Source organism: Roseovarius nanhaiticus (genome assembly GCF_900156535.1).
In the GTDB taxonomy this organism is placed as follows: domain Bacteria; phylum Pseudomonadota; class Alphaproteobacteria; order Rhodobacterales; family Rhodobacteraceae; genus Roseovarius; species Roseovarius nanhaiticus.
The window spans coordinates 535,217-547,146 of the sequence record NZ_FTNV01000001.1 but is presented as its reverse complement, the minus strand read 5'-3'; the positions used below and the strand labels follow the sequence as shown (position 1 = coordinate 547,146).

The following is an 11,930-nucleotide window of genomic DNA, read 5'->3' as shown; positions in this document are numbered from 1 at the left end:
AATACTCAAAATAACCGGACCATCAACGCGCTTTTGCATTTCCTCTCGGGCGCATCCCTGTAATTTCAGCCTCAATCACACAACCGAAAGGGATATAATCATGCGCGTTTATTATGACCGCGACTGCGACATCAACCTGATCAAGGACAAGAAAGTGGCCATCCTAGGCTACGGCAGCCAAGGCCACGCCCACGCGCTGAACCTGCGCGATTCAGGCGCCAAGAACCTTGTCGTCGCCCTGCGCGAAGGCTCGAAATCCGCCAAGAAAGCCGAGGGCGAGGGCCTGAAGGTCATGGGAATCGCCGAGGCGGCAGCCTGGGCCGACCTGATCATGTTCACCATGCCCGACGAGCTTCAGGCCGAGACCTACAAGAAATACGTGCATGACAATATCCGCGAGGGCGCGGCCATCGCATTCGCCCACGGTCTCAACGTGCATTTCGGCCTGATCGAGCCCAAGGAAGGCATCGACGTCATCATGATGGCACCCAAGGGCCCCGGTCACACCGTGCGCGGCGAATACGTCAAGGGCGGGGGTGTGCCCTGCCTCGTGGCTGTCGACACCGACGCATCCGGCAAGGCGCTCGAGCTGGGCCTCAGCTATTGCTCCGCCATCGGCGGCGGCCGCTCGGGCATCATCGAGACGAACTTCCGCGAAGAATGCGAGACAGACCTCTTCGGCGAGCAGGCCGTGCTCTGCGGTGGCCTTGTCGAGCTGATCCGCATGGGCTTCGAGACGCTGGTCGAGGCGGGCTATGCGCCCGAGATGGCCTATTTCGAGTGCCTGCACGAAGTGAAGCTGATCGTCGATCTGATCTATGAAGGCGGCATCGCCAACATGAACTACTCGATCTCGAACACGGCCGAGTACGGCGAATATGTCAGCGGCCCGCGCGTTTTGCCCTACGAGCAGACGAAGAAGGAAATGAAGGCGATCCTGCACGACATCCAGTCGGGCAAGTTCGTGCGTGACTTCATGCAGGAGAATTCGGTGGGTCAGCCGTTCTTCAAAGGTACTCGCCGCATGAATGACGAGCACCAGATCGAAGAAGTCGGCAAGAAGCTGCGCGGCATGATGCCGTGGATTTCAGCCGGCAAGCTGGTCGACCAAGACAAGAACTAAACTGCAGTCGCCCGGCCGCATACCATGTGGCCGGGCGATACGTCATTTCACGTCGGCGGGATTGCCTTTGCTGTCCTTGTCCTTGGCCAATGTCGATTTCGGCTCCGGGTGCTCTTCCATGCGCTTTTCGGTGGCGCGTTTGCTCCAGAGAACAAAGACGATGACGAGCGCAAAGGTGGCGCCCGCGAGGATCAGTATCAGGGGAAGGTCCATTTCAAATTCCTTTCCTTTATTGGCAGCCCAACGCGGTAATTTGGCCGCCCGTTCCCTGCCTGCGACATGATGACCGCCGCCTGTCCGCCTGCCGGGCCCGGCGGGGACAGGGCCGGGCCGATATGCGAAACGATACGGCGGCACTGCACCCGGACAGATGCCATTATTCATCACGTCTGACATTTGCGAGGTCGCACGATGTACACCATTACGGCTGGCAGTTGGCTGCGCATCGGGATCCTTGGCGCGATGTTCGGCGCTGCGTTCATGTTCACCGAACTGGCGCTTGAGGGTGTGGGGCCACGCCTTCTTGTTGCGTGTCGGCTGGGCCTCGGGGCGATCCTGCTGCTGACAATCGCCTTCGCACGCGGCACAGGTCTGCCGCCTGTCCGGGGCGAGGGTGCGGGCAGGGTCTGGCTCTTTGCGCTCGGCATTGGCGTCTTCACCAACGCATTGCCGTTCTTTTTGCTCAGCTGGAGCCAGCAATTCGTGGCATCGGGCTTTGCGGGGGTCTGCATGGCCATCGTGCCGCTCATGATCCTTCCGCTGGCGCATTTTCTGGTGCCTGGGGATCAGATGAACCTGCGGCGCGTCATCGGCTTTTTGATCGGCACGACGGGCGTGATCGTCCTGATCGGCCCGTCGGCCTTTGCCGCGACGGGCGCCGAATTCGAGGTGACGGCGCGGTTTGGCTGTGTTGCGGCGGCGCTATGCTATGCAATAGGCGCGATATTGACCCGGCTTTGCCCAGCGGTGGATCTGATCTCGCTCTCGGCCGCCGCTCTGACGATCGGGGCAACGCTCTTTGTCCCCTACGCGCTCTGGGCCGAAGGGATACCGCAGAACGTCCCGCTTATCAGCGTTGCGGCACTGCTCTATCTGGGGACATTTCCCACCGGGCTGGCGCAGTTGCTATTGGTGCAAGTGATCCGAAGCGCGGGGCCAATATTCATGTCCCTACTGAACTATCAGGTGCCGCTGTGGTCCATGATGCTGGGCATCGTGTTCCTGGGCGAGCAATTGCCGCCCAATATCTACCTTGCCCTGCTACTGATCCTGTCGGGCCTTGCGCTCAGTCAGGCGGCGGCGCTGCGACGGCTCTTCAGCAGTCGGACATCACGCCAGCCCTGAGGTCGCTGCGCGCCAGAGGGCGATGGCCGCGCGCGTGGCATCGACGTCATGCGCCCGGATGATCTGAACCCCTTGCGCAATGCCCGCCAGTGCCACCGCGACCGAGCCGGGCATACGGTCGGCCGCATCGGGCGTGCCCCCAATCGTGCCGATGAATTTCTTGCGCGATGCACCGAGCAGGATCGGGCAGCCGAGACCGTGAAATATGGACAAGCGGCTGAGCAAGGTCAGGTTATGCGCCTGCGTCTTGCCAAATCCGATCCCCGGGTCGACGATGATTTGAGCGCGCGCAACGCCTTCGGCCACCAGCGCGTCGATGCGCGCCTCGAGGAAGTCGTATACGTCAAGCGTGACATCATCGTAACGCGGCGCGTGCTGCATCGTCTGCGGATCCCCCTGCGCATGCATGACGCAGACGGGCAGACCCGCCTCGGCGCAATAGGGCGCCAGCGCCGGATCGAAGGTGAATCCAGAGACGTCGTTGATCAGGTTTGCCCCCGCCCCGATCGCAGCCTGCGCCACCGCCGTCTTGCGCGTGTCGATCGAGATCGGCAGGTCCGAATGTCCGCGAATGGCGGCGATCACGGGCGCGGTGCGCGCGATTTCATCCGCCTCTGCCACGGGCAAGGCACCGGGCCGGGTGGATTCGCCGCCGACGTCGATCATATGCGCGCCCGCATCCGCCATGGCCTGCGCTTGCGCAAGCGCCGCATCGGGAGCGATGAACTTGCCGCCATCCGAAAAACTGTCGGGCGTGACATTCAGGATGCCCATGAGGCAGGGCGCGCTGAACTCAAGCCCCGCCATGGCCGCGCGGGGCGCGGTTAGGCGCTCCAGAATATCGGCGGGGATGTCGTCTGCCGCGACCAGTGAGCTGCCTTCACGCGTGAGATGTTCGGCTCGGTCGAACCAGGCCCAGCCACCGGCGAGCGTGCGCGCGCCCTCGGGGCGGCACGGGTCTGTCTGAGCGATGGGGCGGTAGTAGCTGCGTGTCATGTCATTGGTCCCGCGTGAGTCCTGCTCGGCGGCCGTGGCGGCCAGTCCTTGCGGTGCCGTCACAGCCCGGATTCGGCGATATCCTGCACCAGGATCGGCACCTGCGCGCCGCCTTCGGGCGGTGCCTCGCCGATCAGCAGGAGATCCGACGCGTCCATGTGCCCCGCAAACCACGCGGCCAGCGCGACGGGCTTGTCGGGGCCAACGGTGGGACCATCGACCGCGTCGAGCACGATCTTGGACGGCGCCCAGACGCTGATCCGCCCGTTTCGCATGGCCCAATCCAGCTCGGTCCGCGTATCGACGACAACGCAGCGATCATCCCGCCCCGCCAGCACCCATGCGTTCTGCTCGATTGCGAGAAGATCGACACGGCGCTGGGTCATCTTGTGGCCGGTCTGGGGCGGCATCGCGCCCGCGCGCCCGACGCACAGGATCACCGGCTCGGCCCGTTGTTCCAACTGGTCAAGCCAACGGATCAGGTTCGGAGAGGTGATGGCGGCATTCGTCAGGTAGACCACATGCGGATTGGGCGCCGTAACGGCGGCGGTAGGCCGTGTGGCCAGATCATCGACCGAGCGGACGATCTCGACACCCAGCGCGCCGGGGCCGCGATCCAGCTTCTCGATCCGCACGAAGGTGCGCACCGCCTGCGGCTCGGCCAGGATCCGCTCGGCCACGTTCTCGGCCAGTGTCTCAAGCAGGTTCAGACGCTCTTCCGCCAGTTCGGCGGCGATGGCTTGCGTCACGCGATCGTAGCTGAGGATGCGGTCCACATCGTCGCCCAGGTCGTCGCCCACCGGGCGGACTTCGACCACGACGTTGAAACAGATGCGCTGGGTGATGCCGCGCTCGAGCTGGAAAGCCCCGATTTCGACCTCGACGATGTGATCGCGCAGGGAAATACGGTCCAGCGGGCCCATGGGCGCCGTCGCCTCGGCGCGGGCATCGGGATGGGCAAAAGCCAAGGTCGTGTCGTTGCTCATCGCCATCTTCCCTGAACGCAAATTCACGGGATTATGCCCCGCTGCCGCGCCTTAGCACGGCCCAGCCGCGCGCACAAATCCGCAAAGCGGCACCGGGCATACACCGTGCGGCATTTGCCCCGCGCGCGCCTCAGTTCTGCGACAGGCGCGTCGGCTGCTTGTAAAAGTAATGATAGCCGATCTCGGCGACGCGCGGAAACACGCGCGCCCAGCGCGGATTGACGGCGTGGGTATGGTAATGCGTTGCGCCCTTGGTCAGGGGCCGCTTGGCGCCGCCAGCCATGATCTTGGCAATCTTGCCGACACGCTCGAAGGCGCGCGGCTCGGCGATGACCTCGGCGCGGCCATCGCAGGTGTAGGTGAATTGGCAGGCGTATTTCTGGCCGGTGCCCTGATTGATGACGCCGCAGATCGTATCGGGATAGCGCGGGCTGTCGACGCGGTTCAGGATCACCTCGGCCACGGCAAACTGCCCTTTGACGGTCTCGCCGCGCGCCTCGAAATAGAGCGCCTCAGACAGGCAGCGCCATTGCGCGTCGCCTTTGGCGGGCTTTTGCGCGTCCAGCCACTCGCGGGTGTAACCGGCGGTGGCGACGGGCGCCTTGAGGTAGCTTGCAACACGGGACTGGCTCATCGCGGAGAGGCCGCGGCGCTCTTGGCCCAGTAGCTTGTTGATGGCGGTATCGGCGCCAGCGGGGACGGCAGCGGCCACGGAAATTGCGGCGGCGGCGATGGCAAAACTAAAACGAAGCGACATAAAACACCTGCAGACAGCGAGGGGCGCAGCCCCCCAGGATCGCGGTGAGATATAGTTTCCACGCCCATTCGTCCAGCCCGTGACGATTTTAGACCAATTTGCGCCGTTTTCAGACTCTGGCGCATGGCGCGATCCGAACCGAAAAACCGCAGCATGTGGTAGGATTTGGCGTCAGGCGGCGCCGATCTTGTCCCGAACGGCCAGCTGTGCGGCGGCTAGTCGCGCCACCGGAACGCGGAAGGGCGAGCACGAGACATAGTCGAATCCGGCCGCCCGGCAGAAGGCAATCGATTCGGGGTTACCGCCATGCTCGCCGCAGATCGACAGGGTTAGATTCGGATTGGCGGCGCGCGCGCGCTCGGCGCCGATGCTGAGCAGCTCGGCCACGCCATCGAGGTCGAGCGTGTGAAACGGATCCTCGGGGTAGACGCCAAGTTGCACGTATTCCGACATGAACCGCCCGGCGTCGTCGCGGCTGAGGCCGTAGGTCATCTGCGTCAGATCGTTCGTGCCGAAGCTGAGGAAGGCCACCTGCGGGGCGATGTCACCGGCGCGCAGGGCAGCGCGCGGCGTCTCGACCATTACGCCGAGGCGAAACGCAAAGTCGCGGCCCGTCTCGCTGCGCACGGCGGCGGCGACACTATCGACCCGGCCCTTGACCAGCTCGACCTCGCGGCTGGCGCTGACCAGCGGGATCATGATCTCCGGGACGATCTCGACCCCCTCGCCCGCAACCTGCAAGGTCGCCTCGAAGATGGCGCGCACCTGCATTTCATAGATCTCGGGGACGGTGATACCAAGCCGGACACCGCGCATGCCCAGCATGGGGTTATATTCGGCCAATGCCTCGACCCGGCGGGTCACTTTGCTCAAAGGCAGGTCCAGCGCCTCGGCCAGTTCGCGGTGCCCGGCGCGGTCGCTGGGCAGGAATTCGTGCAGGGGCGGATCGAAAAGGCGGATGCAGACGGACTGACCCTTCATGATGCGGAAGAGATCGGCAAAGTCGGCGCGCTGCATCGGCAGCAGGCGTTCGAGCGCGGCGGCCCGGTCGGCGCTGGTGCTGGCAAAGATCATCTCGCGCATGACACGCAGGCGTGCCTCCTCGAAGAACATATGCTCGGTCCGGCACAGGCCGATGCCCTCAGCCTGGAAATTATGCGCCATCTGCGCATCCATCGGCGTGTCGGCATTTGCACGCACGGCGATATCTCGCACATCATCCGCCCAGCCCATCAGCACCTGAAAGCTGTCGTCATGCCCCGCATCCAGCAGCGGCGCGCGGCCAAAGAGCACTTCACCATTGGTGCCGTCGATGGTGACCTCGTCGCCCTCTTTCAGGATGCGGCCATCGGGCGCGGTCAGCTTGCGCGCAGCTGTCTGGAAGCGGATCGAGGAGGCGCCCACCACGCAGGGCAGTCCGATGCCGCGCCCGATCACCGCGGCATGGCTGGTCATGCCGCCCCGCTCGGTCAGGATGGCGACGGCATCGTGCATGCCGCGAATATCCTCGGAGGTCGTCTCGCGCCGGACCAGAACCGTGGCCTCGCCGCGCGCGGCAGCGGCTTGGCTGGCTTCGGCGGTAAAGACGATCTTGCCGGTGGCCGCACCGGGGCTGGCGGCGACACCGCGCGCCAGAACGTCGCGCTTGGCCTCGGGATCGACCTGCCGGTGCAGAAGCTCGTTAAGGGCGCGCGGCTCGATCCGCATCAGCGCCTCTTCGCGCGGGATGATGCCATCCTCGGCCAGCGCGACGGCGATGCTGACGGCCGCACGGGCATTGCGCGCCACGCGCACGCCGTCCAGAAGGTGCAGTTTGCCGTTTTCGATCGTGAACTCGGCCTGCATTTCCTCGCGCAGTTTCTCGCGCATCTCCGACAGGTGCGATTTCAGCTGAGCGAACGCCTCTGGCGCCAGCTCCTCCAGCGATGGACCGCGCGGATCACGCTCGAGATAGAGCGCCTCCTTGCCGCCCGACAGCGCGTCGCGCCCCTGGCTTTGGCTGAGGTAGCGGCCGGTGATCTGACGCGCGCCCGACTTGCTGTTGACCAGCTGCATCACGCCGCTGCCGCACTCGCCGCGTCCCAGCCCGATGGCCATTTCCTGCACGACAAGACCCAGCCCCGCATCCGCCGGAGCGCCCTTGGCCTGCCGCAGCAGCCGCGCGGTGGTGCCGTCCCAGGCGCGCGCCATCGAGCGCAGCACCTCGGCCAGTTGGACGGCGGGATCCTGTGGGAAGGCCTCTTCGACTTCGTCCTCGTAGACGCGCAGCGCAAAGGCCAGCGCGTCCTCGGGATCGCCCGGCATATCGTCCAGCATGTCGGGGTCCAGCCGCGCAACATGGATCGCGTAGCTTTCAACAAAGCGCAGATAGAGACGTTTTGCGGCCTCGGGGCCGATCCGCGCGCCCAGCGTCTCGCACATCGCGCCGGACATGCCGATATTCAGCACCGCACGCGGCCCGCCCCAATCGCTATCTTCGGATGAGGGGCGCACGCAGAGCAGCGCGTGCTCGTCCAGCTGTGACAGCAGCGCGCGCATGTCGGGCATGTCGCCCGCCGCGATCCGCTGAATCGCCTTGAAGGACAGAGCAATCGTCGGCGGTATCGGCAGGTTCAGCCGCGCCAGCCGTTGCAGGCATTTCGCCCGGCCGCCATGGGTATCCGCCCCGATGGGCGCATCGGGTGTGATCAGCGTGATGTCGGTGTCTTGCTGCACTGCGGCGTCCTACTCGTGTCGGTGCAGCATAGGCAGGATCGTGCACAAGGCAAGGGAAAGTCAGGGGCGCGTCCAAGCGGCGCAGGGCGCGTGCTGAGCCGGGCCGGCGGCGGACCGGACGCTGGCGCCAAAACGCGAGTTTAGCGATTTATGTTACCCAATCCGCGCGCCCGTTCTGCGTCGCGCTCCGTTGCTAAAGCGCCGGACCGTCGCGCCGGAGGCGTGCCAACCAAAAGCGGCGCACCTTTGGTGCGACGGACGGTCGGGCGCCTTCGGCTTGGTTCCGCGCGGGAACGACGCGCTTACCCCTCGATCTTTGTCAGATCCGCCGCCGAAAGCCCGATCTTGCGGATCTGACCCAGCATGTTCAGCCGGTTGCGGCGCACGATGTCATTCTCGGCATTTACTTGAACCGCCTCGAAGAACGCATCAATCGGCGCGCGCAGATTGGCCAGCGCCGACATGACGGCAGCGAAATCCTCGGCTTTGAGGGCCGCATCCACCTGCGGCGCGGCATCCTTGAGCGCGTCGAAAAGCGCGCGCTCCTCGTCCGTCTCGGCGAATTTCACATCCGCGCCAAAGGAGTATTCGACGCCGTCCTTTTCCTCGGCCTGGCTGAGGATATTGTTCGCCCGCTTGAAGCCTTGCAGCAGGTTCTCCCCGTCCTCGGTTTTCAAGAAATCGCTGAGCGCCGTCGCGCGCTTGACCAAAAGCGCGAGATCGTCATTGCCATCCATCGCGATGCAGGCGTCGATCACGTCATGGCGGATGCCTTGGTCGCGGAGGTAGACCTTGAGGCGGTCGTGGAAGAAGGCGAGGAGATCGAGGAGGACCGTTTCTTTTTCATCATAGGTCACGCTTTCGTCTTCTACGTACAGTACAGCCTCTATTTTTGCGTTTGCTTTAGAGGATTTCGCGGAATCGACGATCCAATCTGCCGGCTGAGGACCAAAACCCTGCTGCAGAACTGAGGTCAGCTTTAACTTCACACCATTCTCAACCACCAACCGAATAACGCCCAGCGCCGCGCGCCGCAGCGCATAGGGATCCTTCGACCCCGTCGGCTTCTCGTCAATCGCCCAGAATCCCGTCAGCGTGTCGATCTTGTCGGCCAGCGCCACGGCGACCGAGACCGGCGCGGAGGGCACCATATCGCCCGGCCCCAGCGGCTTGTAATGCTCTTCGCAGGCCTCGGGCACGCCATCGTCGTGGCCCGCCGCCTCAGCATAATACCGGCCCATCAGGCCCTGCAACTCGGGGAACTCGCCCACCATCTCGGATTGCAGGTCGGCCTTGGCGATGCGTGCGGCCTCGGCGGCCAGATCGGGTTTCGCGCCGACTATCGGCGCAATCTCCCGCGCCAGAGCCTCTATCCGTTTGATACGGTCTGCCTGGCTTCCCAGCTTGTTATGGAAGGTCACATCGCTCAGGCCCGCGGCCATGCCTTCCAGCCCGCGCTCCTTGACCAGCCGCAGATCATTCTCCCAGAAGAATTTGGCATCCGAGAGGCGCGCAAACAGCACCTTCTGGTTTCCGGCAAGGATCGTCTCGCCGCCATCCGCCGTCTCGCGGTTGGCCACGGTGATAAACCGCTCGATCCGGCCCGTCTTGGGGTTGCGCACGGAAAAGAACTTCTGATGCTCCTTCATCGAGGTTTGCAGCACCTCGGGCGGCAGGCCAAGAAACGTGTCGTCGATCCGGCCCATCAGCACGACGGGCCATTCGACCAGACCCGCGACCTCGGCCAGCAAGCCGCGATCCTCGACCACTTCCAGCCCGGCGGCGAAGGCCTGATTGGTTGCGTCCTGCCAGATGGCATCCGCGCGCTCGGCGGCGTCGAGAACCACGTGGCGTTTCTTCAGCTTGGCCGCGTAATCGTCAAAACTGCTTACGGCGAAGCGCCCCGGCGCCATGAAGCGGTGGCCCTCGGTCGTATTCCCGGCCTTGATTCCGTCCACGTCCATCTCGACCACCTGCGCCTCGCCCGCGTCATCGGTGAGGATGCAGAGGATCGAATGGAGCGGGCGCACCCAGCGCAGCGAGCCGCTGCCCCAGCGCATGGATTTGGGCCAAGGGAAATTGCGGATGACATGCTCCAGCACCTCGGCCACGATCACATCGGCATCGCGGCCCGGACGGGTGATAGTGGCGTAATAGACCTGGCCCTTTTTCTCGTCCCGCACTTCCAGATCGTCGCGGCTGACGCCCGCGCCGCGCAGGAAGCCCTCGATCGCCTTTTCGGGCGCGTCGGTGCGCGGGCCCTTACGCTCTTCGCGCAAGGTGGGCGACGCGGCGGTCAGGCCACTGACTGTCAGGGCAAGACGGCGGGGGGTCGAAAAGGCGGCCGCGCCCGCATAGGTCAGGCCCGCCTCGACGAGGCCATCGGTAACGCGCGCCTTGAGGTCCTCGGCGGCGCGGGTCTGCATCCGCGCTGGAATCTCTTCGGAAAAGAGTTCGATCAGAAGATCCGGCATGGTCTCACCCTCGTCATGGACGCGCGCCGCCGGGACCGGCGGCAATTCGGTGAGGGGGATACTAGCGCGCTGGGGCGAGGTCCAGCGAATAGAAGGACGGGGGCTGGTTCAAGTGTGCGCCTTGGCCTTCACCTTGGCACGCGACGCCAGTGTGCTGACATCGGGGCCAGCATAGCGCGGCAGGATGCGGTAGACCGCCTCGACCATATTCTCCAGCGCAAAGCACAAGAGGCCCAGCGCCAGCGCCGCAAAGAGGAACGCGCCGTAATCGAGCGCGCGGATATAGCCCAGCGCCTGCCCCACGCCGCCCGCCTCGCCGGGATCGGACGTGAGACCTGCATAGAGCAGGAAGCCCCCGATTGTGCCGACGATCACACCCTCGGCGACAAAGCCCGCCTTCATCAGCGGGTCAAGTTTGCGGGTGACGGGCGTGATGCGGATATCCTCGCGGTATTTCCCGCGCAGACCCTTTTGCACGTAATAGATCCCGGCCCCAATCACTACGGCGCCGACTATGGCAACGAGTGAAGGCCCGTAAGGCAGCGACATCAGCTTGGCGGTCCAGTTCTCAGCTCCACTGCCGCCCTGCCCCATGCCAAGGCGGATGATCGACAGACCCAGAATGCCGTGGATGAGGCCCGTCACTGCCTGCGCGAGCCGGGCAAAAATCCCCTTGGCGTCGCTGCCCTCATCCTCAAGGTCCATGGCCGCGTCGATCAACCGCCACACCATGTAAGCGATTAGGCCCAACCCGATCAGCCAAAGCGCGACGTAACCGAATGTCACCTGTTTGAGGTCTGCCAGCGCGTTCTGCGTGCCCTGCGCCGCGCCGCCCCAAAAGACAGCCCAGAGCGCCAGTGCGCCGACGGTCAGGTACACCAGCCCGCGCGCGCCATATCCGGCGCGCATGACGGGCACGACCCATGCGGGGGCTTTGTTGGCCATCGTGCAGTCTCCCTATTGCTTCAGAAGAACAAGCGATGGCGCCGCGTTTCGTTCCGCGCGGGCGGTCAGTAGCCTTCTGGCGGCTCGGGGCAGTCGTCCGGAGCGCGATTGCCGTCAAACACGATTTCGCCGCAGCGGTTGAGCTGATCCCAGACCCAACCGCGCCCGTCCTCGTGAATGGCGACGACGCGGTCGATGCCGTATTCGATGTTCTCGGTCCCGGTAAAGGCCAGCGCCTCGCCTACCTCGATCGCCGCGCCGATTTCCCTTGCGTCGAAGCAATCGAACCAGCCGGGCGCCGTCAGTGGCACGGCGCCGTCGTCCAGCACATAAGTTTCGGTCAGCATCGCGTGGCTCATCGAGGTGTTGAAGCACGCGCGATAACGGATGGGCGAGCTGGTCGCGTCGATGGCGCGAAAATCGTCGTAGAGCACCAGCTCGGGTGCGTCGGTGATCATTGACGTGATCTGAACGTCGGTTTCGCCATTCGGCTCGACCTCATCGTAATAGGCGTAGACCTGTTGGTAATACATCAGGGCGCCGCCGCCCGCCGCGCATGCAAGAAGGAGCAATGCCAAAAACTTTCCCAT

Annotated in this window: 10 protein-coding genes; 2 read left to right on the top strand and 8 right to left on the bottom strand. The window is 64.4% G+C overall.

The window, feature by feature from the left end:
* Nucleotides 1–100: 100 nt before the first annotated feature.
* Nucleotides 101–1,123, top strand: coding sequence for a ketol-acid reductoisomerase (gene ilvC / locus BW975_RS02575; RefSeq protein ID WP_076530727.1), 1,023 nt, complete (start codon nt 101–103; stop codon nt 1,121–1,123).
* A gap of 42 nt (nt 1,124–1,165) precedes the next feature.
* Here the strand turns inward: ilvC and BW975_RS18005 are convergent, their stop codons facing one another.
* Nucleotides 1,166–1,336, bottom strand: coding sequence for a hypothetical protein (locus tag BW975_RS18005; protein ID WP_170846560.1), 171 nt, complete (start codon nt 1,334–1,336; stop codon nt 1,166–1,168).
* Nucleotides 1,337–1,534: 198 nt separating this feature from the next.
* Between BW975_RS18005 and BW975_RS02570 the strand changes: the two genes are divergently transcribed.
* Nucleotides 1,535–2,467, top strand: a complete 933-nt coding sequence (locus tag BW975_RS02570) for a DMT family transporter (protein ID WP_076530725.1) — start codon at nt 1,535–1,537, stop codon at nt 2,465–2,467.
* Here BW975_RS02570 and folP read toward each other — a convergent pair.
* From folP to BW975_RS02535, 7 genes are all read right to left on the bottom strand, one after another.
* On the bottom strand, nt 2,453–3,463 hold the full coding sequence (gene folP / locus BW975_RS02565; protein WP_076533306.1) for a dihydropteroate synthase: 1,011 nt from the start codon (nt 3,461–3,463) through the stop codon (nt 2,453–2,455). The two genes, BW975_RS02570 and folP, sit on opposite strands and share 15 nt — an antisense overlap.
* 59 nt (nt 3,464–3,522) lie before the next feature.
* Nucleotides 3,523–4,449, bottom strand: coding sequence for a dihydroneopterin aldolase (locus tag BW975_RS02560; RefSeq protein WP_076530724.1), 927 nt, complete (start codon nt 4,447–4,449; stop codon nt 3,523–3,525).
* A gap of 130 nt (nt 4,450–4,579) precedes the next feature.
* A complete protein-coding gene (locus BW975_RS02555) occupies nt 4,580–5,206 on the bottom strand; it encodes a cell wall hydrolase (RefSeq protein WP_076530722.1) in 627 nt (208 codons plus the stop codon).
* Between the two features lie 171 nt (nt 5,207–5,377).
* Nucleotides 5,378–7,921 (bottom strand): putative PEP-binding protein, encoded by a 2,544-nt coding sequence (locus BW975_RS02550; protein WP_076530720.1) that lies wholly within the window; start codon nt 7,919–7,921, stop codon nt 5,378–5,380.
* A gap of 302 nt (nt 7,922–8,223) precedes the next feature.
* A complete protein-coding gene (gene glyS / locus BW975_RS02545) occupies nt 8,224–10,395 on the bottom strand; it encodes a glycine--tRNA ligase subunit beta (protein WP_076530718.1) in 2,172 nt (723 codons plus the stop codon).
* Between the two features lie 108 nt (nt 10,396–10,503).
* Complete coding sequence (locus tag BW975_RS02540) at nt 10,504–11,340, bottom strand: DUF1206 domain-containing protein (protein WP_076530717.1); 837 nt, start codon at nt 11,338–11,340, stop codon at nt 10,504–10,506.
* A gap of 65 nt (nt 11,341–11,405) precedes the next feature.
* Complete coding sequence (locus tag BW975_RS02535) at nt 11,406–11,930, bottom strand: DUF6446 family protein (RefSeq protein WP_076530715.1); 525 nt, start codon at nt 11,928–11,930, stop codon at nt 11,406–11,408.

Excerpts from the sequence above, each read along its gene's own strand:
- BW975_RS18005 (WP_170846560.1), bottom strand. The coding sequence starts at position 1,336 with ATGGACCTTCCCCTGATACTGATCCTCGCGGGCGCCACCTTTGCGCTC.
- folP (WP_076533306.1), bottom strand. The coding sequence starts at position 3,463 with ATGACACGCAGCTACTACCGCCCCATCGCTCAGACAGACCCGTGCCGC.
- BW975_RS02555 (WP_076530722.1), bottom strand. The coding sequence starts at position 5,206 with ATGTCGCTTCGTTTTAGTTTTGCCATCGCCGCCGCCGCAATTTCCGTG.
- BW975_RS02535 (WP_076530715.1), bottom strand. The coding sequence starts at position 11,930 with ATGGGAAAGTTTTTGGCATTGCTCCTTCTTGCATGCGCGGCGGGCGGC.
- ilvC (WP_076530727.1), top strand. The coding sequence starts at position 101 with ATGCGCGTTTATTATGACCGCGACTGCGACATCAACCTGATCAAGGAC.
- BW975_RS02560 (WP_076530724.1), bottom strand. The coding sequence starts at position 4,449 with ATGAGCAACGACACGACCTTGGCTTTTGCCCATCCCGATGCCCGCGCC.
- BW975_RS02570 (WP_076530725.1), top strand. The coding sequence starts at position 1,535 with ATGTACACCATTACGGCTGGCAGTTGGCTGCGCATCGGGATCCTTGGC.
- glyS (WP_076530718.1), bottom strand. The coding sequence starts at position 10,395 with ATGCCGGATCTTCTGATCGAACTCTTTTCCGAAGAGATTCCAGCGCGG.
- BW975_RS02540 (WP_076530717.1), bottom strand. The coding sequence starts at position 11,340 with ATGGCCAACAAAGCCCCCGCATGGGTCGTGCCCGTCATGCGCGCCGGA.